This window comes from Paraburkholderia silvatlantica (assembly GCF_003096715.1).
Taxonomy (GTDB): domain Bacteria; phylum Pseudomonadota; class Gammaproteobacteria; order Burkholderiales; family Burkholderiaceae; genus Paraburkholderia; species Paraburkholderia silvatlantica.
The window spans coordinates 281,757-307,030 of sequence record NZ_QEOL01000004.1 but is presented as its reverse complement, the minus strand read 5'-3'; the positions used below and the strand labels follow the sequence as shown (position 1 = coordinate 307,030).

General features: G+C 65.0%; 23 protein-coding genes. 6 read left to right on the top strand and 17 right to left on the bottom strand.

The genetic code is table 11. The features are described from left to right. Nucleotides 1–138: 138 nt before the first annotated feature. The 4 genes from C7411_RS07810 to C7411_RS07795 all read right to left on the bottom strand — a co-directional run bounded on the left by C7411_RS07810 (nucleotide 139) and on the right by C7411_RS07795 (nucleotide 5,069). Nucleotides 139–1,224 (bottom strand): BMP family ABC transporter substrate-binding protein, encoded by a 1,086-nt coding sequence (locus C7411_RS07810; RefSeq protein ID WP_110384105.1) that lies wholly within the window; start codon nucleotides 1,222–1,224, stop codon nucleotides 139–141. Nucleotides 1,225–1,301: 77 nt separating this feature from the next. Further along, nucleotides 1,302–2,231, bottom strand: a complete 930-nt coding sequence (locus tag C7411_RS07805; protein WP_110384104.1) for an ABC transporter permease — start codon at nucleotides 2,229–2,231, stop codon at nucleotides 1,302–1,304. Between the two features lie 39 nt (nucleotides 2,232–2,270). Then, nucleotides 2,271–3,377: an ABC transporter permease gene (locus tag C7411_RS07800; protein WP_110384103.1), complete on the bottom strand. Its 1,107-nt coding sequence runs from the start codon at nucleotides 3,375–3,377 to the stop codon at nucleotides 2,271–2,273. 66 nt (nucleotides 3,378–3,443) lie between these two features. Further along, nucleotides 3,444–5,069, bottom strand: coding sequence for an ABC transporter ATP-binding protein (locus C7411_RS07795; RefSeq protein ID WP_110384102.1), 1,626 nt, complete (start codon nucleotides 5,067–5,069; stop codon nucleotides 3,444–3,446). 272 nt (nucleotides 5,070–5,341) lie between these two features. Between C7411_RS07795 and C7411_RS07790 the strand changes: the two genes are divergently transcribed. After that, the gene (locus C7411_RS07790; RefSeq protein ID WP_110384101.1) at nucleotides 5,342–6,274 is read left to right on the top strand and encodes a LysR substrate-binding domain-containing protein; all 933 of its coding nucleotides are present in this window, start codon (nucleotides 5,342–5,344) and stop codon (nucleotides 6,272–6,274) included. A 65-nt stretch (nucleotides 6,275–6,339) separates the two neighbouring features. Here C7411_RS07790 and C7411_RS07785 read toward each other — a convergent pair whose 3' ends face one another. Further along, a complete protein-coding gene (locus C7411_RS07785; RefSeq protein ID WP_110384100.1) occupies nucleotides 6,340–7,749 on the bottom strand; it encodes an 8-oxoguanine deaminase in 1,410 nt (469 codons plus the stop codon). Between the two features lie 589 nt (nucleotides 7,750–8,338). On the opposite strand from C7411_RS07785, the gene uraH reads away from it, so the two are divergent. Continuing rightward, complete coding sequence (gene uraH / locus C7411_RS07775) at nucleotides 8,339–8,692, top strand: hydroxyisourate hydrolase (protein WP_110384098.1); 354 nt, start codon at nucleotides 8,339–8,341, stop codon at nucleotides 8,690–8,692. Nucleotides 8,693–8,906: 214 nt separating this feature from the next. Beyond that, nucleotides 8,907–10,100, top strand: a complete 1,194-nt coding sequence (locus C7411_RS07770; protein ID WP_042265755.1) for a urate hydroxylase PuuD — start codon at nucleotides 8,907–8,909, stop codon at nucleotides 10,098–10,100. A 395-nt stretch (nucleotides 10,101–10,495) separates the two neighbouring features. Here C7411_RS07770 and C7411_RS07765 read toward each other — a convergent pair whose 3' ends face one another. The 12 genes from C7411_RS07765 to C7411_RS07710 all read right to left on the bottom strand — a co-directional run bounded on the left by C7411_RS07765 (nucleotide 10,496) and on the right by C7411_RS07710 (nucleotide 22,529). Beyond that, complete coding sequence (locus C7411_RS07765; protein ID WP_110384097.1) at nucleotides 10,496–11,020, bottom strand: ureidoglycolate lyase; 525 nt, start codon at nucleotides 11,018–11,020, stop codon at nucleotides 10,496–10,498. Between the two features lie 18 nt (nucleotides 11,021–11,038). Continuing rightward, nucleotides 11,039–12,049: an allantoicase gene (alc, locus tag C7411_RS07760; protein ID WP_110384096.1), complete on the bottom strand. Its 1,011-nt coding sequence runs from the start codon at nucleotides 12,047–12,049 to the stop codon at nucleotides 11,039–11,041. 81 nt (nucleotides 12,050–12,130) lie between these two features. After that, a complete protein-coding gene (uraD, locus tag C7411_RS07755; RefSeq protein WP_110384095.1) occupies nucleotides 12,131–12,652 on the bottom strand; it encodes a 2-oxo-4-hydroxy-4-carboxy-5-ureidoimidazoline decarboxylase in 522 nt (173 codons plus the stop codon). Further along, nucleotides 12,649–13,608, bottom strand: a complete 960-nt coding sequence (gene puuE / locus C7411_RS07750) for an allantoinase PuuE (RefSeq protein ID WP_110384182.1) — start codon at nucleotides 13,606–13,608, stop codon at nucleotides 12,649–12,651. Before puuE ends, uraD begins: the two co-directional genes overlap by 4 nt. Before the next feature lie 258 nt (nucleotides 13,609–13,866). Further along, nucleotides 13,867–14,655 carry an aspartate/glutamate racemase family protein gene (locus C7411_RS07745; RefSeq protein ID WP_110384094.1) on the bottom strand — a complete coding sequence of 263 codons (789 nt, stop codon included), beginning with the start codon at nucleotides 14,653–14,655 and terminating at the stop codon, nucleotides 13,867–13,869. Between the two features lie 36 nt (nucleotides 14,656–14,691). After that, entirely contained in the window at nucleotides 14,692–16,206 is a 1,515-nt protein-coding gene (locus C7411_RS07740; RefSeq protein ID WP_110384093.1) for an NCS1 family nucleobase:cation symporter-1, read from the bottom strand. A 298-nt stretch (nucleotides 16,207–16,504) separates the two neighbouring features. Then, nucleotides 16,505–17,227 (bottom strand): GntR family transcriptional regulator, encoded by a 723-nt coding sequence (locus C7411_RS07735; RefSeq protein ID WP_243413083.1) that lies wholly within the window; start codon nucleotides 17,225–17,227, stop codon nucleotides 16,505–16,507. Between the two features lie 308 nt (nucleotides 17,228–17,535). Further along, complete coding sequence (gene ldcA, locus C7411_RS07730; RefSeq protein ID WP_110384092.1) at nucleotides 17,536–18,462, bottom strand: muramoyltetrapeptide carboxypeptidase; 927 nt, start codon at nucleotides 18,460–18,462, stop codon at nucleotides 17,536–17,538. A 25-nt stretch (nucleotides 18,463–18,487) separates the two neighbouring features. After that, nucleotides 18,488–19,081 (bottom strand): tRNA adenosine(34) deaminase TadA, encoded by a 594-nt coding sequence (gene tadA / locus C7411_RS07725; protein ID WP_110384180.1) that lies wholly within the window; start codon nucleotides 19,079–19,081, stop codon nucleotides 18,488–18,490. Nucleotides 19,082–19,179: 98 nt separating this feature from the next. Next, the gene (locus tag C7411_RS07720) at nucleotides 19,180–19,590 is read right to left on the bottom strand and encodes a DnaJ family domain-containing protein (protein ID WP_110384091.1); all 411 of its coding nucleotides are present in this window, start codon (nucleotides 19,588–19,590) and stop codon (nucleotides 19,180–19,182) included. A gap of 304 nt (nucleotides 19,591–19,894) precedes the next feature. Further along, on the bottom strand, nucleotides 19,895–21,091 hold the full coding sequence (locus C7411_RS07715) for an amino acid aminotransferase (RefSeq protein ID WP_110384090.1): 1,197 nt from the start codon (nucleotides 21,089–21,091) through the stop codon (nucleotides 19,895–19,897). Between the two features lie 43 nt (nucleotides 21,092–21,134). After that, nucleotides 21,135–22,529, bottom strand: a complete 1,395-nt coding sequence (locus C7411_RS07710; protein ID WP_110384089.1) for an amino acid permease — start codon at nucleotides 22,527–22,529, stop codon at nucleotides 21,135–21,137. Between the two features lie 254 nt (nucleotides 22,530–22,783). Here C7411_RS07710 and C7411_RS07705 point away from each other — a divergent pair, with 254 nt between their 5' ends. The 3 genes from C7411_RS07705 (at nucleotide 22,784) to C7411_RS07695 (ending at nucleotide 25,256) form a co-directional block, all read left to right on the top strand. Continuing rightward, nucleotides 22,784–23,257 (top strand): Lrp/AsnC family transcriptional regulator, encoded by a 474-nt coding sequence (locus C7411_RS07705; protein ID WP_069265638.1) that lies wholly within the window; start codon nucleotides 22,784–22,786, stop codon nucleotides 23,255–23,257. 209 nt (nucleotides 23,258–23,466) lie between these two features. Beyond that, nucleotides 23,467–24,207, top strand: a complete 741-nt coding sequence (locus C7411_RS07700; RefSeq protein WP_110384088.1) for an ATP-binding cassette domain-containing protein — start codon at nucleotides 23,467–23,469, stop codon at nucleotides 24,205–24,207. Nucleotides 24,208–24,260: 53 nt separating this feature from the next. After that, complete coding sequence (locus C7411_RS07695; RefSeq protein ID WP_110384087.1) at nucleotides 24,261–25,256, top strand: ABC transporter permease; 996 nt, start codon at nucleotides 24,261–24,263, stop codon at nucleotides 25,254–25,256. The last annotated feature ends 18 nt before the right edge of the window (nucleotides 25,257–25,274 follow it).

The window sequence follows — 25,274 nt, the reverse complement described above, 5'->3', positions numbered from 1 at the left end:
CCGCGCAGCGCCGCGGGAAAGTCAAACGGCTGCGCCCGCCTGGAAGGCTACGTGCAGCCGTTTCACTTGCGGACGCGAAAATCGTCGGAAGAATGCACTCGCGCAGCACGAACGCACACGCGCGTGCCCGGCTCATGCCTACTTCGGCAGCGAGCCGTCCACGCCCTCGACGTACCAGTTCAGGCGTTGCAGTTCCGGGTCGGTCAGCGTCTTGCCGGCCGGCACTTTCACGGCGCCGGTCTGGTCCTTGATCGGGCCGGTGAAGACGTCCCACTTGCCGCTTGCGATCTGTTCGCGCTTCGCGGCGACGGCCTTTTGCGCGTCGGCCGAAAGCTCGGACGTGTTGACGTCGCCGAGATCGACGGCCTTTTGCGGAATGCCCCACCACACGGGGTCGTTCTTCCACTTGCCGTCGAGCACCTGCTGGATCGCCGCAACGTAGTACACGCCCCAATTCGCCTCGACCGAGCCCAGGTGCGCGTGCGGGCCGAACTTCTTCATGTTCGAATCCCAGCCGAACGCGTGAACCTTCTTCTCTTCGGCGGTGGCGAGCGTCGCGCTCGAATCGGTGTTTTGCAGCAGCACGTCGGCGCCCTGGCCGATTAGCGTTTCGGCAGCCTGCTTCTCCTTGCCGGGATCGAACCAGCTGTTGATCCAGATGACCTTGGTGTGCACCTTCGGATTCACCGAGCGCGCGCCGAGCGTGTACGCGTTGATGTTGCGCACGACCTCGGGAATCGGCACCGAGGCGACGAAACCGAGCGTGTTGGTCTTCGTCGCGTAACCCGCCGCAACGCCCGCAAGATACGCGCCCTGATACATGCGCACGTCATAGGTGCCGAAGTTCGGCGCCTTCTTGTAGCCCGTTGCGTGCAGGAACACGGTGTCCGGGAAGTCCTTCGCCACCTTGAGCTGGAAGTCCTGATAGCCGAAGCTCGTGCCGAAGACGATCTTGTTGCCCTTGTTCGCGAGATCGCGGAACACGCGCTCCGAGTCCGCCGATTCCGGCACGTTTTCCACGCGCGTGATCTTGATCTTGTTGCCGAACTTCTGCTCGGCGACCTTCGAGCCCTGATCGTGTGCGAAGGTCCAGCCGGCATCGCCCGGATTGCCGAGATAGACGAACGCGACGCCCGGCGCGTCGGCGGCGTGGGCCGCGCTCGCGAGGGCCGCCGTGCCGCACGTGGCGGCGACGGCGAAAGCGGTCAGGATGGTTTTTTTCATCGTGGATCTCCTGTCGTGAATTGAGAACTGCGAGCGTTCAGGGCGTATTGGTTTGCATTCCGTATAAATGACCACGCCTAAGCGGCCCCGAAGAACGGCTTGCCGAGCGAAGCCGGCGCGTTCAGGCGGATCGTGTTCGGGTTGCGCGAAATGAGCACGAGCACGACGATCGTCGCGACATACGGAAGCATCGCGAGGAACTGCGTGGGCACCGGCACGCCCACGGCCTGCGCGTAAAACTGCGCGCCCGTGACCGCGCCAAAGAGCAGCGCGCCGATCAACAGACGCCCAGGGCGCCACGTCGCGAACACGACGAGCGCGAGCGCGATCCAGCCGCGCCCTGCCGTGATCTGCTCCTGCCACAAATGCAGCTGCACCACGGAGTAGTAGCTGCCCGCGAGGCCCGCCATCGCGCCGCCGAAGGCCGTTGCGCCATAGCGCACGCCGATCACGGGAAAGCCCACCGAATGCGCGACCTGCGGCGACTCGCCCACTGAGCGCAGTACGAGCCCGGCGCGCGTGCGATAGAGGAACCAGCCGACTACGGCGAACATGACGAACGCGAGGTAGTCGACCGGCGTGAGGCTGAAGAACGCTTGCCCGACCACGGGCAGTTGCGAGAGCCCCGGAATCGGCCAGGCCGCGATGGTCGCCGACGTGGCGGCCGAGGTGTACGGCTTGCCGACATACGCCGAAAGCCCGACGCCGAAGATCGTGAGCGAGAGGCCCGTGGCGACCTGGTTGGCGAGCATGGTGAGCACGAGAAAGCCGAACAGCAGCGACATCGCCATGCCGGCGGCCATGCCTGCGACGAGGCCGAGCCACGGACTGCCGGTGATGGTCGTGACCGCGTAGCCCGTCACGGCGCCCATCAGCATCATCCCTTCCACGCCGAGGTTGAGCACGCCCGACTTCTCGGTGACGAGTTCGCCCACCCCCGCGAACATGAGCGGGATGGCGGCGGTGACGGCGCTCGAGGCGAGCGAGCTGGCTTGCTGGATATCCATGTCCTGTGGCCTGTTTCGTTGTTCTCTGGATTGCGCTGATCAGTTCGCAGCCGCGACCGGATGACGGCGGCGCACGCGATAGTTCACGAAGAGGTCCGCGCCGAGCAGACAGAAAAGCAGCAGCCCCTGAAATACGCCGGAAAGCGCCTGCGGCAATTGCAGCGATGTCTGCACCGCTTCGCCGCCCAGGTAGAGCAGCGCCATCAAGAGGCTCGCGAGCACGATGCCGACCGGATGCAGACGCCCCACGAACACGACGATGATCGCCGTGAAGCCGTAGCCCGGCGACCACGTCGCTTGCAGCTGGCCAATCGGGCCGGCAATCTCGCCCATGCCCGCGAGCCCCGCGAGGCCGCCGGAAAGCAGCAGCGAGGTCCAGATCGTCTTTTTCTCCGAGAAGCCCGCATAGCGCGCAGCGAGCGGCGCGAGCCCGCCCACGCTCATGCGATAGCCCGCGAAGCTGCGGCGCATGAAGAGCCACACGAGCGGAATGGCCGCGAGCGTCAGGAAGATCGACGCGTTCAGGCGCGTGCCGCGCAACCAGTGGATGCGCCAGTCGCCGCCGAAGGTCGGATAGAGCGCGTCGCCGCTGAACATTTCGGAGAGCGGAAAGTTCATGCCCTGCGGGTCGCGCCACGGTCCGCTTACGAGCCAGATCAGCAGTTGCGTGGCGACGTAGGTGAGCATCAGGCTCGTGAGAATCTCGTTGGTGTTGAAGCGGCTCTTGAGCCACGCGGGAATCGCCGCCCATGCCATGCCGCCCAGCACGCCCGCGAACATCATCAGGAAAAGAATCCACCAGCCCGTGGATTGATCGAAATGGATCGCCACGCCGCTCGCCGCGATGCCGCCCAGCACCATCTGCCCTTCCGCGCCGATGTTCCACACGTTGGCGCGATATCCCGCCGCGAGACCGAGCGCGATCAGGCAAAGCGGCGAGGCCTTGAGCAAGAGTTCGGACCAGCCGTTGATGCTCGAAAGCGGTTCGACGAAGAATGCGTGCATCGCCTGCAGGGGATCGCGGCCCACGAGGCTGAAGATCAGAAAGCCGATGGCAAGCGTGAGCAGCGCCGCAATGAGCGGCACGGCGATGCGCACCGTGCGCGACGGCGTCGTGCGGGCTTCGAGTCGGTACGGAAAGATCATGGTGATGAAGTCGGTGATCGGTCTCGGGTGGTTAATGTGCTTTCGCGCGTTGTTATGTGCCGCCTGTCACGCGTTCGCCACGGTCTGCGCGGGCGGTTCGCCGTCGGGCCGGCCGCCGTCTCCGCGATCCGCGCGCTCGCCGAAGAGCCCCGCCATCCAGCGGCCGATTTCCTCGGCGTTCGTCTCGCCTGTCAAACGCGCGGGCGAAAGGCGTCCGCCCGCGAGCACGGCAATGCGGTCGCAGATGTCGAAAAGCTCTTCCAGTTCCTCCGAGATCACGAGTATCGCCACGCCGCGCGCCGAAAGATCGAGCAACTGCTGGCGAATGAACGCGGCCGCGCCCACGTCCACGCCCCAGGTGGGCTGCGCGACCACGAGCACCTTCGGCGCCTGGAGAATCTCGCGCCCCACGATGTACTTCTGCAGGTTGCCGCCCGAGAGGCTTTGCGCGAGCGCGTCCGGGCCGCCGCAGCGCACATCGAACGCGCCGATGCAGCGTTCGGCGAACGCACGCATCGCGCCGGTCCTGAGCCAGCCCGAGCGCACCATGCCTTCGCGGTGCGCCGTGAGCAAGGCGTTTTCGGCCAGCGACATGGCCGGGACCGCGCCGCGCCCCAGCCGCTCCTCCGGCACGAACGCGAAGCCGAGCTTTCGGCGCGCCCCGGCCGAAAGCCGTCCCGCCGGCTTGCCGCAAATCCTGACGGCATCGGCGCGCATACCGTGACGGGCCGCTTGCGCCTCGCCCGAGAGCGCGGCGAGCAACTCCGCCTGGCCGTTGCCCGAGACGCCCGCGATGCCGAGTATCTCGCCCGCATGCACGCTGAACGAAACGTCGGTGAGCGACGTGCCGAACGGATCGTCGCTCGGCATCGACAGATGCTGCGCTTCGAGCAGCACGTCGCCGGGCGCGTGCGCGCGCCGCGTGTAATCGGGCAGCTCGCGCCCGACCATCAGCCGCGCGAGTGATGCATGCGTTTCTTCGCGCGGAATGACGTGGCCCGTGACCTTGCCGCCACGCAGCACGGTGGCCGTGTCGCAAAGCTCCTGGATTTCGTCGAGCTTGTGGCTGATATAGAGAATGCTGCAGCCCTCGGCTGCCAGCCGCCGCAGCGTGCCGAACAGCTTGCGCACCGCTTGCGGCGTGAGCACCGACGTCGGCTCGTCCATGATCAGCAGACGCGGATTCTGCAAGAGGCAGCGCACGATCTCCACGCGTTGACGCTCGCCCACGGTGAGGCTATGCACGTGGCGCTGCGGATCGACATCGAGGCCGTATTGCGCCGATACCTCGCGAATGCGCTTACCGAGCGTTTTCAGGTCGAACGGTTCGTCGAGCGAGAGCGCGATGTTCTCGCCGACGGTAAGCGTTTCGAATAACGAAAAGTGCTGGAACACCATGCCGATGCCAAGCTTGCGCGCCGCAGCCGGACTCGCGATTTCGACGGTCTGGCCTTCCCAGCGGATTTCGCCCGCGTCGGGGCGCACCGCGCCGTAGACGATCTTCATGAGCGTGCTTTTGCCCGCGCCGTTCTCGCCGAGCAAGGCATGGATTTCGCCGGGCGCAACCGAGAGCGTGACGTCGTCGTTCGCGCGCACCGCGGGGTATTGCTTCGTGATGCCGGCAAGCGCGAGGCGCGGCACATCGCTGCCGTTATGCGCAAGCGTTGCCTGACGTGAAGAAGAATCACCCATGGAGGTCCCGCCCTTGTACGTTATTGATAACCGTTTGATGCTTGCTGCCGCGTTCGGGCGCTGCACGCCGCCGTGCGGGGGTGACGATACCTGTTAGCCCTGCGAAGGTCGAGCCGTCAAAATTCGCTGTCGCCTCGCTGCACGGGCTGGCGTGCATAACCCCGGGGCGCGAGCCTCGGGTAAGCCTCGCTTGACGCCACTTTTTGTCCATATTAAAAACGATATACCCCTAAGCCTCATCGATCAGCCAGAACATATAATTCGGAGAATTCATGAGTCAGCAACGCGAGGCGATCGATACGTACCTCTTGCGCGTCTTGCACACGCTTCTGATGGAGCGCAGCGTGACACGCGCGGCCGTCAAGCTCAACCAGTCCCAGCCCGCAATCAGCGCGGCGCTGCGCCGTCTGCGCGACATCACGGGCGACCCGCTCCTCGTGCGCGGCAAGTCCGGCATGGTGCCGACCGAGTACGGCCTGCGCCTGCTCGAACCCGTCCAGAACGCGCTGCGCGAGATCGAGCGCATCCGCTTCCAGCAACACAATTTCGACCCGGCCACCTCCATCCGCTGTTACCGGATCGGCTGTCCTGACTATCTGAACGCCCTGTTCGTGCCGACCGTGGTCGAGCGCTTTCGCCAGGCCGCGCCCAACGCCACGCTCGAGTTTCACTCGCTCGGCCCTGCGTTCGATTACGAGCTCGCGCTCGAGGAAGGCAAGCTCGATATCGTCATCGGCAACTGGCCCGAGCCGCCCGAACAACTGCACCTCTCGAACCTGTTCGTCGACCAGATCGTGTGCCTGATGAGCAACTCGCACCCGTTTGCCAAGCGCGGCGGGCTCACGCTCGACCAGTATCTGAACGCGCCGCATCTCGCGCCTACGCCGTATTCCGTGGGCCAGCGCGGCGCCATCGACGTGCACCTCGCGCGCGAGCGCCTCAAGCGCCATGTGGTCGTCACGCTGCCCTACTTCAATCTCGCGCCCTACGTGCTCGTGAAGTCGGACCTGGTCTTCACGACCACGCGCCTTTTCGCCGACCACTATGCGCGCTTCCTGCCGCTCACGGTCGTGCCCGCGCCGCTCGACTTCCCGCCGATGCAGTACTACCAGTTGTGGCACGAACGCTGTCATTACTCGGACGAAGTACGCTGGTTGCGCAGCCTCATCGCCGAAGCGACGAAGACGCTGATCGACAAGCCTTGAGTCGCACGGCCGCATGCTGCTGCGGCCGGCTGACCTTTCAATACGCCTATGCGTTGCACGCCGCCTCAGCGCGCCATCTGTACGAGCTGCGCCGCGAGCCGGTTATGCCGCTCGATGACCGGCCCAAGCTCCACTGTCTGCAACACGCCCTCCTTCACGACCACGCGAGCGCCGATCACGCTCAGCGCAACCTGTGAGGGCGCGCAGAAGACGAGCGCGGCGACGGGATCGTGCAGCGCGCCCGCGAAAGGCGGCTGGCGCAGGTCGAACGCGACGAAGTCGGCCGCCATGCCGGGGGCGAGCGCGCCAATGTCGTCGCGGCCCAGCACCTGCGCGCCGCCCAGCGTCGCGATTTCGAGCGCTTCGCGCGCGGTCATGGCGTCCGGTCCGAAGCCCACGCGCGCGAGCAGCATGGCCTGGCGCGCCTCGGCCACCATCTGCGCGCCGTCGTTCGACGCCGAGCCATCCACGCCGAGTCCAACCGGCACCCCGGCGAGCCGCATCTTTTTCACAGGTGCAATGCCGGACGCGAGCCGCATGTTCGAGCACGGGCAATGCGCGACGCCGGTGCCGGTCCGGCCGAACAAACCGATGCCGCGGTCGTCGAGCTGTACGCAGTGCGCATGCCACACGTCGCGGCCCACCCAGCCGAGGTCCTCGGCGTATTCGGCGGGCGTCATGCCGAACTTTTCGCGGCTGTAAGCAATGTCGTTGACGTTCTCGGCGAGATGCGTGTGCATCGACACGCCGTAATGCCGCGCGAGCACCGCCGATTCGCGCATCAGGTCGCGGCTCACCGAGAACGGCGAACATGGCGCCACGACGACGCGCAGCATCGCGTACCGGCCCTCGTCGTGGTACGTCTCGATGAGGCGCTGGGTATCGGCGAGAATCGCGTCCTCGCGCTCGACCACGGAATCGGGCGGCAAGCCGCCGTCCTTCTGGCCGACGCTCATGCTGCCGCGGCTCGCGTGAAAGCGCATGCCGATGCGTTGCGCCGCGCGGATGCTGTCGTCGAGGCGGCTGCCGTTCGGATAGATGTACAGATGATCGCTGGACGTCGTGCAGCCCGAGAGCAGTAGCTCCGCCATTGCGGTGAGCGTGGAGACTTCGATCATCTCGGGCGTGAGGTTCGCCCATACCTTGTACAGACTGGTGAGCCAGCCGAACAGTTCGGCGTCCTGCGCGGCCGGCACAGCGCGCGTGAGGCTCTGGTACATGTGGTGGTGCGTGTTGACGAGCCCCGGCGTCACGAGGTGGCCGCTGGCGTCGATCACCTCGTCGGCCGTGGTGGGCAGTTCCGCCGTCGGGCCGACCGCGACGATACGGTTGCCTTCGACGTAGAGGCCGCCGTCGCGAATCTCGCGGCGCGCGCCGTCCATCGTCACCAGCATGTCGGCGTTTTTCACGAGCAACGTCTTGCCGGGCTTTTGCGGGTCTTGCGGGCTTTTCTGCTGCGCGAGTGTGGGTTCCATCGTCCTTGTTCGCTCCGTTGTCGTCGTGCCGCCACGAGCCTTGACTACTCCTTCGGACTCGCGCACGGTGGGTGAACCAGACGCCGTCGCCTCACCCGCCGGCCTCGCCGGTCGCCCGGTGCCGACGCGTCCCGACGAGGACGCCGCTGGCCCGGTTACCCGGCGTCCACCGCCGTCTTCGGGACGCGCAGCACGCGCTGCGCATGGCCTCTACGATCCGCAGCCAAAATAGTCGTGGCAATTCGCGCCGCTGCGATACCCAGATTTACGCCACGCATATAAAGGTCGATTTTTGGCGCCGGTACGATGCCAACAAGGGACGCCTGAATCCGGGGCGCGATGAGCGACAGCCGCCTTGCGGCACCCAGCCCAGGGCTCACCCTCATGCGCGTAGCTTTATCTTTCCTATCGCTCGCGCGTGCCGGGTGCGATCGTTTTTAAAATGCGTACACGGCGCTCGCTTCGATCCGCCGACGGGTATGTAGCCACTGACGTGGAGCCTCGATCCGCCGCAATGCATCGCGCATGGGATCGGGAGCCGCCGCTGAAACCTCGCAATCGCACCAGGCACTCACAAGGAAAACTGCGAATGGGCAAGCTGACTACCCACGTGCTCGACACCGCGAACGGCCGTCCCGGCGCGGGCATCAAGGTCGAACTCTTTGCGCTCACGGGCGACGCGCGCCGCGCGCTCAAGACCGTCACCACGAATGACGACGGCCGCTGCGACGCGCCGCTGCTCGAAGGCGAAGCACTCGCCAAAGGCGAATACGAACTCGTGTTTCATGCCGGCGACTATTTCGCCGCTCTCGGCGCGAAAGTGCCCGAGCCGCGTTTCGTCGACCGCGTGGTGCTGCGCTTCGGCATCGCCGACGCCGGTTCGCACTACCATGTGCCGCTACTCGTTTCGCCGTGGTCGTACAGCACCTATCGGGGCAGCTGAGCGAGCCCCGGGCGACCACCGCAACACATACTCATAGGGCATTCCGGGCGATCTTTCAGCCCGGGTCATCGAGCCCGAGGTCATACGAACCACAACGGCAGCGCGGCCGTGCGAGGGGCGCCCAGCGGCCCCGATGCTACGCGGCGCGCTCATACCCCGCAGTTAGCGCGCGCATTCAGGCGCGCGCGCCATGCATCAGGACTGGAGACGTTTCATGGAAGGCTTTATTACCGACTGGCTGAACCTCGCATTGCGCTGGTTCCACGTCATCGCGGCGATCGCCTGGATTGGCGAGTCGTTCTATTTCGTCGCGCTCGACAACAGCCTCAAACCGCCCACGGACCCGAACCAGCGCCGCCGCGGCGTATTCGGCGAACTGTGGCACGTGCACGGCGGCGGCTTCTACAACATGCAGAAGTACACCGTGGCGCCGCCTGAAATGCCCGACGATCTGCACTGGTCGAAATGGCCGTCGTACACCACGTGGCTCTCAGGCGCGTCGCTCTTCACGGTGCTGTATCTGATGGCGCCGAACACGTATCTCATCGACAAGAACGTGCTCGACATGGGTCCGGTCGTCGCGATCTTCTCGGCGCTCGGCTTCCTCGCCGCGGGCTGGATCGTCTATGACTCGCTGTGCCGCGTGCTCGGCACGAAGGACAAGCTGCTGGGCGTGTGCGTGGGCATCTACGTCGTGATCGCCGCTTACCTCGCGTGCCATATTTTCTCGGGCCGCGCCGCGTACCTCATCATGGGCGCGATGCTCGCGACGATCATGTCGGCCAACGTGTTCTTCGTCATCATCCCCGGCCAGCGCAAGATGGTCGCCGCGATGCTCAAGGGCGAAGTGCCGAACCCGATCTACGGCAAGCGCGGCAAGCAGCGCTCGGTGCACAACACGTATTTCACGCTGCCCGTGGTGTTCGCGATGCTCTCGAACCACTACGCGATGACCTACGCCCACGCCTACAACTGGGCCGTGCTCGTGGTGATCATGCTGGCCGGCGCGCTGATTCGCCAGTTCTTCGTGATGCGTCATCGCGGCCAGCAGCTTTGGTATCTGCCGATCGGCGGCGTGGCACTGATGTTCGTGGCGCTCGTGTGGACCCTGCCGCGTCCGGTCGTGCCGCAGGCCGAAGCCGCGAACGCGCCGTCGCTGAAGGTATCCGACATCCAGCCGATCTTGCAGCAGCGCTGTGCGGCCTGTCACTCGGCGCACCCGACGTTGATGGGCGCGGCGCCGGCCGGCGTGATGCTCGATACGCCCGACGAGATTTCGCAGAACGCGCAGCGGCTCTATCAGCAGGCTGTGACGCTCAAGGCGATGCCGCTTGGCAACGTCACGCACATGACCGACGACGAGCGGCAGAAGATCGCCGCCTGGTTCCAGGGCGGTGCGAAGCAATGACGTAGTTGGCAGCGCGGGCGGTTTGCATCGCGCTACGTGAGCTGTAACTGGAAGGACCCGAAGTGCGATGCGCTTCGGGTCCTTTCTCTTTCGGGACGGTCTTCGCTGAAGGGCTTGCGCGTCGGGCCGCGATGCGGGAGATATCGCAAATCGGCGTCGGCTTTCCGCTGATGCCCGAATGTCCGGAACGCGTATGAGGCACGGTTCGCCATCTGGCCCGATCGAAGCATCGAAGCGTCGCACACCGCCATGCATGACTCGCCATGCTTTACCGCGCCTCGAGCGGACGGTTCGATCTGGGCCACCACCGTACCTCATCCGCCAAACGCAAAAAAGCCACGGGGTCTCGACCGTGGCTTTTCCTGCTGATACGTACCGCTTCGCAATTGTGCGAATCAGCTCTGCGCGGCCCTCATCGCCTCTTCCGTCAACCAGAACGACTCCGGCAGATCCTGCTCGTTGAGATTGAGCCCATCTCCACCGCGATCGACGACGATGAAATCGCTCACCTCGCCCAGCGCAATCAATGGATGATGCCAAACGCCCTTCGCGTAATTCACACCCTGCCAGCCACGCGAAACGAACGCGCGAATCTTCGCGACGTCCAGTTCGCCCGCCGGCGCGACCACCACGAGATACGGCTTGTCGTTGAGCGGCACGAACGCCTGGCTGCCCAGCGGATGCCGTTCGAGCATCTTCACTTCGAACGGCAGTTCGCGCGGCTGCCCGCGAAAAAGATTCACGAGCGTGCGGCCGCCTTCGTCGGTCACATCCACTTTCGCGAGATCGTGAAAGCGGATGGTCGTACCCAGATTGATCGGAATCTGCTTCGCGCCCGCGAGCTCGATCACGTCGCCGAAGGGCGCGAACGCCTCCGGGGTGAGCGGCTCGATAGTCAGCGTCGTCCTTGTTTCACTCATGATGGCCTCGTCAGCGTATCAGGCGAGCGTGCCCCAGAGGCGCACGCGCGACACGCCGCCGTCCGGGATGATGTTGAAGCGCACGTGCGTAACCGGGCCAAGCGCCGCGAGCTCGCTCTCAAAGTCGTGCTGCTTGTCCATCTGCAGCTTCTGCTCGCCGAGCAGCACCGGCCAGAACATGGCCTGGGTCACGAGCGAGCTGTCCGTGCCGCCCACCACGCGCGCGGCCTGGAACGAGCAGCGGTCGGGATAGTTGCCCTTGAAGTGCGCCGTATCGACTTCGATCTTCCTGATGATGCCAGGCTGCGCGAGCGCGATGATCGCCCAGTCGTTGCCGGGCTCGCGGCGGCGGCGCGTTTCCCAGCCGTCGCCCATGTTCACGCCGCGGCCCGGCATGAGCAGCGTGGAGGCCATGCCAAAGTGCTGGTTGTTCGCGCTGACGAGGTACGCGCCGTTTTCCATCGCGGCAAGGTCGAACAGTTCGGTGCGGCTCGCGCCCGCCCAGTCCACCTGCGGCTGGCCATACACGCGCAGACGCGCAATGCCGCCATCGGGATAGATATTCACGCGCAGATGCGTGTACGGCTTGTCGCTCGACACTTCCACGTAATGGTGGCTATTGCCGTTCAGCGAGGTCGAGGGAACGATCTCCGCCCATTGCGTCGCGGCGGTGGGTGTGCCATCGGCCACATACGCGCCCTCCACCGATGCCGCCGGCGGATAGTTGCCCGTGAAGTGGCTCGTGTCGATATCGAGGCCCTTGATGACGCCGGGGCGCGCGAGTTTCACGATGCACCAGTCATAGCCGGTCGTGCGCTTGCGGCGCGTTTCCCAGCCGTCCATCCACTTGCCGTGCTCGTCGTACTTGCCCGGAATAAAGACGGCCGGCTCCGGATTGAGCATGCGCTCCTTCGGCGCGAAGAAGTCGTCGCTCGCCTCGAGCGCCTGCGCGCCCAGGCGCGGGTCCGCGAGATTCACGAAGCGGCGCGTGAAATCGGGGGCGTTGGGGTCGAGAGTCGGGAGTGCCATCGTTGTCATCCTTCGTGTCTTTTCTGTAGATCAAAACGGCGCTGCGCCCCCTCGCGGAAAACCGGGGGGCGCATCGCCACGTTACGCATCGATCAGTTCATTCAGCCTGAAGCGCGCAATGCGGTAAATCTGGTCGAGGCTCGCGCGCATTTCCTCGGCGCGGCTGTTGTTCACGCGCGCCTCGAAGTTCGCGATGATGCCGTGGCGGTCATAGCCGCGCACGGCAAGAATGAATGGGAATCCGAACTTCTCGCGATACGCACCGTTGAGCGCGAGCAGCTTGTCGAACTCTTCCTGCGTGCACTGATCCAGGCCCGCACCGCTTTGCTCGCGCGTGGATTCGGCGGTCAGCTCGCCGCGCACGGCAGCCTTGCCCGCAAGCTCCGGGTGGGCGTTGATGAGCGCAAGCTGCTGCGCCTCGCCCGAGGTTTCCACGGCCTGCGACATGGTGCGATGCAGCGCGTCGATGCTCGCAAACGGGCGTTGCTGTGCGGCCGCAGCGGCAACCCAGGGCGAGTGCTCGAAGATGCCCGAAAGCGCCGCCACGAAGGCGTCGACCGAAGCTTGATTCAGCTGTTCGAGGGTGTAGTGCATTGCCTTCATGCGGCGGCCCCGCGGTGGTCGTTCTGTTGCGGTTGATAGGGATGATGCTCGCGCCAGTGGCGCGCGATGTCCACACGCCGTGTGACCCACACGCGCTCGTATTTTTCGATGTGGTCGAGAAAGCGCTGCAGCGCGCGAAAACGCCCGGGTCGCCCGAGCAGCCGGCAGTGCATGCCGATCGAGAGCATCTTCGGCGCTTCGTCGCCTTCTTCGTAGAGCACGTCGAATGCGTCGCGCAAATAGGTGAAGAAGTGGTCCGCCGTGTTGAAGCCCTGGGGCGATGCGAAGCGCATGTCGTTCGTGTCGAGCGTATAAGGCACGATCAGTTGCGGCAGCGACTGGCCGCCTGCGATCTCCACGTCCATCCAGAACGGCAGGTCATCGCCGTAGTAATCGGAGTCGTAGAGGAAGCCGCCATACTCGGCCACGAGGCGATGCGTGTTGGGGCTGTCGCGCCCGGTGTACCAGCCGAGCGGGCGCACGCCCGTCACGCGCTCGATCGCCTCCATGCCGAGCTTCATATGCTCGGCCTCTTTGGCGGGCGAGACATCCTGGTAGTGAATCCAGCGATACCCATGGCACGCTATCTCGTGACCCAGCTCGACGAACGCGCGCGCGACTTCGGGATGACGCTCGATCGCCATGCCCACACCGAACACGGTGAGCGGCAGGCCGCGCTTTTCGAATTCGCGCAGGATGCGCCACACGCCCGCGCGCGAGCCGTATTCGTAGATCGACTCCATGCTCATATGGCGCGCCGGATACGCTGCGGCGCCCACGATTTCGGAGAGGAACTGCTCGGAGCCGGGGTCGCCGTGCAGCACGCAGTTTTCGCCGCCCTCTTCGTAGTTGAGCACGAACTGCACCGCGACGCGCGCCTGGCCGGGCCAGTTGGCCTGCACCGGATACCGGCCATAACCGATCAGATCGCGGGGATATTGGGGATCGAGTGGCATGCGGGTCGAATCCGTCGAATAGAGAGAATGAAACGAAATATCCGCGCAACGGCGAAGCGCCGTGTAGCGGCCGTCGGCGCTGCCTAGCAGGGCCTCGCGCACGGTCCGCGCGACTTGCTTGCAGGATTGGACCAGTGTAGCGAAATCACCTGTACGCGCCCATACGCACGCTCAGATAGTAGGGGTCAAGCGAGGTGTATGTGGCCGCCCGATCCGGCGTCATCCGGGCGGCCATCTGTGCCGGCGCGCGCCGCGCGTTCACCCGTAGCGCAGCGGTCGCACGGGCGGCGGAGTTTCCGTGACCGGGGCGGGATTCGCCGGGCTGAAACGCGCGAATTCGCCGTCGTAACGCTTGGCGAGCGGCCGCGCGAAGTCGCCGCGCTTGGCGGTCGTGAGGCGCAGTGAGACGAGCGCCTCCACCCACTTCACGGCGGCCGTCACGCCGTCGATTACCGGCACGCCTAGCGCGTCCTCCACCTGCGCGCACAAGCTCGTCATGCCGGCGCAACCCAGCACGATCGCGTCCGCCCCATCTACCTCGAGCGCGCGGCGGCACTCGTCGACGATCGCGCGGCGCGCGGCCGATCCCGGTTCATCGAGTTCGAGCACGGCCACGTCGATCGCGCGCACGTTGCGGCAAAAGCGCGTCATGCCGTAGCGCTCGGCGAGGTGCCAGGCCATGGCGCGCGTGCGCGAGAGCGTCGTCACGACCGAGAAACCCGGCGCCAGCACGCTCGCCGCGTGCATCGCGGCTTCCGCGATGCCGACGACGGGCCCGCGCGCCAACTCGCGCGCGGCGTAAAGACCCGGGTCGCCAAAACACGCGATCACGTAGCCGTCGAAGCCTTCGCGCTCGCCCGCCTCCACTTCGGCGAGCAGGCCGGGCGTGGCGAGCGCCTCGTCGTAATAGCCTTCGATCGACGGCGGGCCCATCGTCGGGCTCACCGCCACCACCTCCGTGCCCGGTGCGATCACGGCGCGCGCGCACTGCTCCATCGCGGCGGTCATACGCTGCGTGGTGTTCGGATTGATCAGTTTGATGCGCATTTCAATTCCTTCGGCGATGCCTGGTTTGCACGAAGCTCATGCGCTGGCGCGAGCGCGTTCGCCCATCGTGAGCGCGCGATAGAACAACGCGGCAAGCGCAGCGCCGATGAACCACGAGAAGTTCGCCGCACCGCCGAGCGAAGGCACCATCACGCAGACAATCGCGATCACGGCTGCGGGCAGCAATGCCGACACCGCGTGCCAGTTCACGCCGTTGCGATACCAGTACGCCCCGTTCGGCGACACCGTATAGAGATCGTCCACGGCAAGACGGCCGCGCTTCACGAGATAAAAATCAACAATCAGGACACCATATAAAGGACCGATGAAGGCGCCGAGCACGTCGAGCGTGTAGTGAATCACGGCCGGGTTGTTGAAGAGATTCCACGGCGTGATGAAGATCGAGGCCACGGCGGCGAGCATGCCACCCGCACGCCAGCTGATGAGGCGCGGCGCTACGTTGGAAAAATCGAACGCGGGCGAAACGAAGTTCGCGACGATGTTGATGCCGATGGTCGCAATCGTGAACGTGAGCGCGCCGAGAATCACAGCGGTCGGATGATCGATGCGGCCGACCGTTTCGACGGGATCGGTAATCAGTTCCCCGAACACAGGCAGCGTTGCCGATGTCGTGATGACCGTGACCAGCGAGAAGGCGAGGAAGTTGACCGGCAGCCCCCAGAAGTTGCCCTTGTGAACGCTCTTGAGCGACTTGCCGTAGCGCGAGAAGTCGCCGAAATTGAGCATCGGCCCCGAGAAGTACGACACCACGAGCGAGATCGCCGTGATCATCACGGGAATCACTTCGGTACCGTGATACTTCACGCCGCCGAGATTCAGGCCGATGTTGTGCCAGCCCGCGCGATACACCATATAGCCCGCAAGCGCGAACATCACGACATAAACCGCCGGCCCGGCGAAGTCGATGAACTTCTTGATCGTCTCCATGCCGTTCCAGAACACGAACGCCTGCAGCACCCAGAGCGTCATGAAGCCGGCCCACCCGATTGCGGAAAGCCCTAGCAGCCCGTGCTTGTGCACGTCGGCATAAGGCATGAGTTGCGGAACGAACTTGAGAACGACGATCACGAGCGCGCTCGAAGCGAGATACGTCTGGATGCCGTACCACGCCACGGCGATGAGGCCGCGAATCACGGCGGGAATATTGGCGCCGAGCACGCCGAAGGTGCCGCGACAGGCCACCGGGTACGGCACGCCGTGACGCTGGCTCGGCCGCGCAATCAGGTTGCAGAGCACATTGACGATGGAGATACCGACAATCAGCGCGACGAGCACTTGCCAGCTCGTGAGGCCGAGCGCGAAGAGGCTCCCCGCGAACACATAGCCGCCGACGCTATGCACGTCGGACATCCAGAACGCGAAGATGTTGTACGCGCCCCAGGTCTGCTCCTTGAGCGGTGCAAGGTCGTGGTTGTAGAGCCGCTCGCTGTAGCCGGCCGGCAAGCGCAGATTGTCTGCGGACCCGCTGCTTTCGCCAGATTCGAAGTTGGGCACTGCCGGACTGCCAGGTGACGCGCTGAACTGAGCCATGATCCGCTCCTTGGATGGATATGCCGACGGAAAAAAGACGCCTGAACGCCTCGAAACGCGTGCGTACCGCCGCTGGGCGCGGCCGCCGCGATATCCCCGAATGGTCTGGCCTTCGCGGGCACTGCGCCGGTCGCCGCTGCGGGCGCCCTGTAACGCTGTGCCGGTTCTTGCCGTACGCATGCACCGCATGCGCCCCACTCCATCCTTTTCAGCCGCGGCAGCCACCGTTCGTAGCGGGCCGCCGCGCTTCACCGCAATCCTTGACGTCAAGCCGCTTCAATGCTGCGTCGGCGATGCATCAGCGTGCAAGCGCGGTCGTCTCGCGCGCGCTGAACACTTCCTGCAAGTCGACCGAGGCGCCCGCCGGCCGGTCGAGCATCCTGAGCTCGACACCCTGCAAATGACGCATCATGAGGTCGACGGCCTCTTTCTCGTTTCCGGCCTCGAGCGCCGCGAGAATCGCCTCGTGGTCGTCGAACGAACACGGACTGCGTCCCGGCGATTCGTAGAGCGCTGAAATCAGCGTCGAGCGCGCCACGAGCCCGTTCAGGCAATCGCACAGCACCGTATTGCCGGTGAGCGTGGCAAGCGACGTATGGAACTCGCCCGAAAGCCGTATCCACGTCGGGAAGTCGCGCCCCTCGAAGGCCTTGCGCTCGCGCCTGATCGTCTCGCCGATGGTCTTCAGCCGGCGGTTGCCATGCTGCGCGCTGCAAATGCGCCCCACTACCGCCAACTCGATGATCCGCCGCATCTCGAACACCTCGTGCACTTCCTGGAGCGACGGGCTTGCGACGAACGCGCCACGATTGGGCTCCAGATCCACGAGATGGTCCTTCGCGAGCAGCGCGAGCGCCTGGCGGATCGGGCCGCGCTTCACGCCGAATACTTCGCACAACTGCGCTTCAGTCAGCTTCGCGCCGGGCGGCAGCCTGTGCTCGAGAATCGCTGCGCGGATTCGCGCGGCGATTGCCTCGGGCTTCATACCGGCTGCTTCGGCGTCGATATCGGTCTTTCGCATGGCTCGGATCTCTATGTTGGGTATCCTAAGTTGGACATAAATATTGTCAACAATTTTGTGGGCGAACCTGGGAAGATCCCCACGTGTACGCCGGGTGCCATATGCCTCTTGTCGGTGAAACACGCTTTATTTCGGGGAATTCAGCACCTGCATGGTGATTCACTGCCCCAATCTAGCCGGATTTTTTGTCAACAATTTAGGAGGCACGTTGCATCCTGAACATTTTTCGATTTCGTTCGGGATCGGCCGTTAGTTGCATAACTTGTCGTGATAAAAGCGCCCGGGAGCGCTTTTACGTCAGAGAAAAATCAACTCAGATGCGGGTAACCGCTCACGGTCAGCTCGAAACCCTGGGCGGTCGTGGTGAGTTGCGCCGGCGCGCCCATCGGCAGCGTGACCATATCCGGAATATGGCCGAACGGCAGGCCCGTCACCACCGGAATGCCAACCACGGCACGCACCTGCTCCACCATTTCGCGCAGATCGTAGCCGTTGTCGTAATCGAACGGCTTGTGGCCGGTGAAGTCGCCCAGCACAAGGGCTTGCTGGCGAGCAAGAATGCCGGCCAGATGCAGCTGATAAATCATGCGCTCGATGCGAAACGGCTGCTCGTTCACGTCTTCGACGAACAGGATGCCGCCCTCGACCGGCGGCAAATAAGGCGTCCCGATCAGCGAAGTCAGCACGGCCAGATTGCCGCCCCAGAGCGTGCCCGAAACATTCATCGACTGGGCCTGGGGCGCATTCACCTTGAACGTGTAGCCCGGTTTCGAGAGCGCATCCCAGAAGTGATGCATCGTGAAGCTGCTGAGACTCTCGGCGCCGAAGTCGCTGCACAGCATCGGACCGCCAAACGTCGTGAGCCCGGCGCGCGCCAGTAGCGCGAGCTGGATTGCGGTGAAATCGCTATGCCCCACGAACGCAATGGGCTGATCCGTCAAACGCCGCTGCAGTCCCTCGTAATCGAGGCCGTGCAGGATGCGCACCGCGCCGTAGCCTCCACGCACGGCGAGTACGATGTCCGGCAGGTCGCGCGACGGGTCGGCGAGACGATTCAGTTCGGCCGCGCGCTGGCCGTCCGTGCCGGCAAAGCGCTGATAACGCCGCTCGGTCGCCGGCACGCCGTTGACGCGATGGCCTTGCGCCCGCAACCGGGCAAGCGCACGGTGCACCGCTTGCGCATCATGCGGATAACCGGACGGAGCAACCAGCTCGATGGTGCGATGAATGGTCATGTCGAATTCGATTCAACCGTGAGATTCAACCCACGGGTTCGTCCGGACCGGCTACGCCAGTCTCTCCCTGCGCTTGCTCAGCCCGTTCCCGGGCCGTGCGGCGCGCTTCCCGGCTCGCGCGCCGGCGGTCGGCGAAGAACGCGCGCAGCGCCTCGCCGCACTCGTCCGCCAGCACGCCACCGGACACGCTCGTGTGATGATTGAGCTGCTCGTTGGCGAAGGCATCGACCACGCTGCCGCACGCGCCGGTTTTCGGGTCGGGCGCGCCGAACACCACGCGCGCGATGCGCGCATGCATGATCGCGCCGGCGCACATCAGGCACGGTTCAAGGGTCACATAGAGTTCGCAGCCCGGCAAGCGGTAGTTACCCAGCGCGTGCGCGCCTGCGCGCAAGGCCGCCATTTCGGCGTGCGCGGAGGGATCGTGCGCGCCGATCGGGTGATTGAAGCCCGAGGCGATCACTTCGTCACCGCGCACGAGCACCGCGCCCACGGGCACTTCACCGGCGGCGCGCGCCTGTTCGGCGGCGGCCTGCGCAAGACGCATGAAATGCCGGTCACGCCCGGAGACGGGATCGGGTTCGACGTCGGATAGAGGCACGGCCGCGGACGCCGTCACGAGCGGATCGGCCGGAACCGGTCCGGCAGGCGAAGCGACCGCCGGCTGAGCCTCTTCGCGTTCGCCGCCGGGGGCGTGTGGCTGGACGGGGGAGCCCGTCACGCGGCCCCCGCCGGGAGACCCGGGAGGTCGGACTCGCCTGCCGCACGTTCGGACAGACGCTCCGCGATGCGGCGGCAATATTCGTGCGGCACGACCATCGGTCCGCCGCGCAAGGATTCGAGCGCCATGTCGAGCGCCAGCATGCGCGCGCGCAGACGGCATTGCGCGGCCTTGTCGCCCATCGTGGCGAGCGCTTCCTCGAGGTCGCGCAAGGCCCGCAACTGTTCGACTGCGGGCGGCACGAAGCCCGCGTTCTTCAGGATGCGGTGGGCGATGCGCACTTCTTCGGGCACGAGCAGGTCGTCGTCGAGCGTCTGCGGCGCACCGGCGCCGGGCAGGTCGTCGAAGTCACCGCGCGCGGCCGCGGCGGCAATCCGTTGTTCGACGAGGGCATCAAGCAATTTCATCAGCAATCCACTACGTTGCGGCTCACGCATTCTATCAGGGTAAGACCTGGAAGACCGTGCGCGGCCGGCACGTGAGCCATCGACGCCCTGCAGCTTGACAGAACGGCGGCCTGATGCCGGACGAATAGAGGCAAGCGACGCAGCCCGGAATCGTCTGATAGCAGCCAGCGGCGGCGTTGCCGGTGGATGTGGCACCGGCATGCGGTTCTGGGGCTGGATGCAAAAACGCCGCTGGCGCGTCCGGCTCATACCGGCACGCCAGCGGCGCTCACGGGATATCGGGGCACTCGGCCCCACCCTTCCCTCAGTCCTTCATCACCTTGCCGACCGCGTCGACCACCACGCTCACGTTCTTCCCGTTCAGGCCTGCCACGCACATGCGGCCCGAACGCAGAATGTACACGCCGAATTCTTCCTTCAGGCGCTCGACCTGCTTCTCGCTCAAGCCCGTGTACGTGAACATGCCGCGCTGCTTCACGTAGCGCGCGAGCGCCGCTTCGCCCGCATGCGCGCGCAGGCCGTCGTGAATCGCCACGCGCATGCGCGCAATGCGCTCGCACATCGCGGCCAGTTCCTGCTCCCACGACGCCTTCAGTTCCGGCGTGCCCAGCACGCGCGTGACGATCTTCGCGCCGTGAGTCGGCGGATTGCTGTAGTTCGCGCGCACCGAGCCCGTGAGCTGGCCGAGCACACGGTCGGCGGCCGCCGCGTCTTCGCAGATCACATGCAGGCCGCCGCAACGCTCGCCGTAGAGCGAAAAGTTCTTCGAGAACGAATTCGCGACGAGCGCCGGCACGCCGCGGCGCGCAAGCTCGCGCACCGCGAACGCGTCGTCCTCGAGGCCCGCGCCGAAGCCCTGATACGCCATATCGACGAACGGCAGCAGGTCGCGTTTTTGCAGCACGTCGATCAGCTGCTCCCACTGCGCGCGATCCAGATCGACGCCCGTCGGGTTATGGCAGCACGCGTGCAGCAGCACGACGCTTCTCGCCGGCAGCGCGTCGATGGCGGAGAGCATCGCCTCGAACTTCAGGCCGCCCGTCACCTCGTCGTAGTACGGGTACGTGTTCACCGTGAACCCCGCGCGCTCGAAGATGAAGCGATGGTTCTCCCACGTCGGATCGCTCACCCACACCTGGCTGGTCGCAAAGTAGCGCTTGATGAAATCGGCGCCGACCTTGAGCGCGCCCGAGCCGCCCAGCGTCTGCACGGTCGCGATGCGGCCGGCCGCGCGCGACGGACAGTCGGCGCCGAACACCAGTGCCTGCACGGCGTCGCGGTACTGCGCGAAACCCGCCATCGGCAGATACGGCTTCGGACCCGGCTCCTCGAGAATCGCCGCCTCGGCCTTGCGAACGGCCTGCATGACGGGCAGACGGCCTTCGTCGTCGAAGTAGATGCCAATGCTCAGATTGACCTTGTTCTGACGCGGGTCCTTCTGGAAGTTCTCGTTGAGCGAAAGGATCGGGTCGCCGGGGTAGGCATCGATGTGTTCGAACATGCTGTTTAACTCTCTGGACGAAATTCGGGACGAATATCAGCGCTTACGGAGCCGGCACGCCACGTTGCAGCGCCGGCGCCGACTTGCGGCACCACAGGCGGTAGGCGAGCCCAAGCACGCCCAGCCAGACCGGAATCAGGTACACGGAAATCCGCAGATCCGGAATCAGATACATTACAACGAGAATGCCGCCGAGGAACGCGAGGCACACGTAATTCGTCAGCGGATAGCCGAGGCTGCGGAACGTGGTGCTTTGGCCGGTACGCGCCTTCTCGCGGCGGAATTTCAGGTGAATCAGGCTGATCATGGCCCAGTTGATGATCAGCGCGGACACGACGAGCCCCATCAGCAGTTCGAACGCCTTGCCGGGCATGAAGTAATTGATGATCACACAGGCGGCCGTGACGAGCGCCGATACGCCGAGCGCCGCCAGCGGAATGCCGCGCCGGCTCACCTTGAGCAGCGCCTTCGGCGCATTGCCCTGCTGCGCGAGGCCGTAGAGCATGCGGCTGTTGCAGTACACGCCGCTGTTGTAGACCGAAAGCGCCGCCGTCAGCACGACGACGTTGAGCACATTGGCCACGAGGTCGCTGTTCATCGCATGGAAGATCAGCACAAAGGGGCTGCCGCCGGCCACGACCTTCTGCCACGGATAGAGCGAAAGCAGCACACCGAGCGCGCCGATGTAAAAAATCAGGATGCGGTAGATCACCTGATTCGTCGCGCGCGGAATGCTATGCGAGGGATCGTCGGCCTCCGCCGCGGTGATGCCGACCAGCTCCAGCCCGCCGAACGAGAACATCACGACGGCCATGGCCATGACGAGACCCGAGACGCCGTGCGGGAAGAAACCGCCATTGCGCCAGAGGTTCGAGACGCTCGCCTCGGGACCGGCCGAGCCCGAGAACAGCAGCCAGCCGCCGAAGGCGATCATGCCGGCGATCGCCAGCACCTTGACGATGGCGAACCAGAACTCGAGCTCGCCGTACGACTTCACGCTCGTGAGGTTGATGCCGTTGATCACGACGAAGAACACCAGCGCCGAGACCCACGTGGGCAGCGTCGGCCACCAGTAGTGCATGTAGATGCCGACCGCCGAAAGCTCGGCCATGCTCACGAGCACGTAGAGCACCCAGTAGTTCCAGCCGGAGAGAAAGCCCGCGAACGGGCCGAAATACTTGTCGGCGAAATAGCTGAACGAGCCGGCGACGGGCTCGTCCACGACCATCTCGCCCAGTTGCCGCATGATGAAGAACGCAATGATGCCGGCGATGCCATAGCCGAGCAGCACCGAAGGGCCGGCGGTCTGAATCGTCTGCGCAATCCCGAGGAACAGGCCCGTGCCGATCGCCCCGCCCAGCGCAATGAGCTGAATGTGGCGATTCTTGAGGCCGCGTTTTAGCTGGCCGCGGTTTTCACGCGTGTCGTTTGAAACCATGTCTCTTCCTGTCTCCGACTTATCTGCGCGGGGCCAAAGCATCCGGGCAGGATGCCGGCTCCGCTCCACGAAATAAAATTGCGCGCACAACGTTCTGCGCCGGCGCGCTGCCAGGCTTGGGGTTATCGGCCGCCAGCCCGATCGGGTGCGCCCAGTGTATAGTTGGCGCGGAAAAATATGATTTCATCTCGTACGCAGGCAAACCCTGATTGATACAATTGTCTCTCGCCTCAAACCCATCTCACGCAAGATAAATGCAAAATCTCGCGCTCGACACGATCGACATGCGGCTTCTCGCTGCACTGCAGGAGCGCGGCCGCGCTTCGAACCTCGAACTCGCGGCCGCGATCAAGCTCTCGCCCGCTCAGACGCTCAGGCGTCACCGGCGCCTCGAAGAGCTCGGCGTGATCCGGCGCTACGAGACGCGCCTCGACGCGCAGGCGCTCGGCTTCGGCGTGGTCGCCTTCATCCAGGTAACGATGGAGCGCGGGCACATGCGCGAGCTCGTCAAGTTCAAGGAACTCGTCGCGACGTTGCCGCAGGTGCAGGAGTGCTACTCCGTGACTGGCGATATCGACTACGTTCTGAAGGTGGTGGCGCGCGATCTCAAGGCGCTTTCCGAGTTCCTGCTCGATACGCTGATGCGCGCGCCCGGCGTGAACAGCGTGCAGTCGATCGTCTGCCTCGATGAACTCAAGGGGACGAGCGCGATGCCGCTGGAAGCCTGAGACGAGCGCGCCAGGTCCGTCTGGCGGGGGTTTTCGGCAAAAATGCAATTTTATCTCATCGGCGGCCTGCTCGCGGCGCAGCAGGACCGGCCGATGAAATAGTCTTGCTAAAAGCGCCATCGTGCTCTAAAAAACAGGCTAGTTAGCATGTCGACTGGCCGCCCTGGACACTGCAACGGGCGGCCTCACAAGCGCGAGCGCGACAGTCCATGAGTCTTCTTGAACTCAGAGGCGTTTCCAGGCACTTCGGCGCCATTCAGGCGCTGACCGACGTCACGTTGAGCCTGGAACCGGGCCAGGTGGTCGGACTCATGGGCGACAACGGCGCCGGAAAATCGACGCTGGTGAAGGTCATCGCCGGCAACTTCCCGCCCTCTCACGGCGAAGTGCTCATCGACGGCAAGCCCGTTCATTTCAGCAGACCCGTGGATGCCCGCGCCAAGGGCATCGAGGTCGTGTATCAGGACCTCGCGCTCTGCGACAACCTCACGGCGGCGGCCAACGTCTTTCTCGGGCGCGAGCCGCGCATCGGCATATGGCCCTTTCGCGTGCTCGATCACGCGGCCATGTACCGGCGCGCCGCCGATCTGTTCAAGGAACTGAAGTCCGAAACGCGCCCGCGCGATCTCGTCCGGCAGATGTCGGGCGGTCAGCGCCAGGCCGTGGCGATCGCGCGCACGCGACTGTCCGAGGCGCGGCTCGTGCTCATGGACGAACCCACTGCCGCGATCAGCGTGCGCCAGGTGACGCAGGTGCTCGACCTCATCAAACGCCTGTCCGAGCACGGTATTGCCGTCATTCTCATCAGTCACCGCATGCCCGACGTTTTCGAAGTCGCCCACCGTGTGGTCGTCATGCGGCGCGGGCGCAAGGTTGCGGACAAGCAGACCGCGGCGTCATCGCCGGAGGAAGTCACCGGCCTGATCACAGGAGCCATCCCCGCCGCCTGAAGCCCCCGACAGGAGACCCGAAATTGAACGATGCGCCGCAAAGGCCAAACCCCATGCCGACACTGCTTGACGACCCCCAGTCCGCGAAGACCCACACGCGCTGGAGCGGATTGCTCGCGAGCCAGGTGTTCTGGGTCGTGCTTGCCACGCTCGTTGCCTGCGTCCTGCTCTCGTTCGTCACCTCGACGTTCGCCACGCAGCAGAACCTCTTCAACGTCACGCGCAACTTCGCTTTCGTCGCCATCGTCGCGCTGGGGATGATGGCCATCATCGTCACGGGCGGGATCGACATTTCGGTCGGCTCGACGATCGGCCTGAGCGGCATCGTGCTTTCCGTCACGATGAATGCGGGCTTCCCGATCTGGGCCGGCATCGGCCTCGGCCTGCTCACGGCGGGGCTCGTCGGCCTCGTGAACGGCCTGCTCATCGCGTATCTCAACATGCAGCCGTTCGTCGTGACGCTGGGGATGCTGAGCGTAGGCCGCAGCCTCGCGCTCGTGATCTCCGGCAGCCGGACGATCTTCGAATTCGGACCCGACGGACACAAGCTCCTCGTGCTCGGCGGCGGCAAGACGCTCGGCGTGGCCAATCCCGTGTGGTTTCTGATCGTCCTCGGCGTGCTGTTCTGGTTCGCCTTCGCCTTCACGCGCTGGGGCCGCTATGTCTTTGCGGTCGGCGGCAACCGTCATGCGGCGAATCTCACCGGCGTGCCGGTGCGCCGCGTGATCTGTTCTGTCTATGTGCTGGGCGGACTGATGGCAGGCGTCGCGGCCGTTCTGGAAGTGGGCTGGCTCGGCGCGGTGACTACCGGCCTTGGCACCGGCGACGAGCTGCGTGTGATCGCCGCCACGGTGATCGGCGGCACCAATCTCGCGGGCGGCGTGGGCAGCGCGTTGGGCACGATCGTCGGCGCCGCGCTCATCGAAGTGATCCGCAACAGCCTGATCCTGCTCGGCGTCGACTCGTTCTGGCAAGGCACCGTGGTGGGCGGCTTCATCATCATCGCCGTGCTGTTCAACCGGCTGGGCGGCGAGCGGCAAGAAGACTGAACCGGTTTCAGGGAGGCG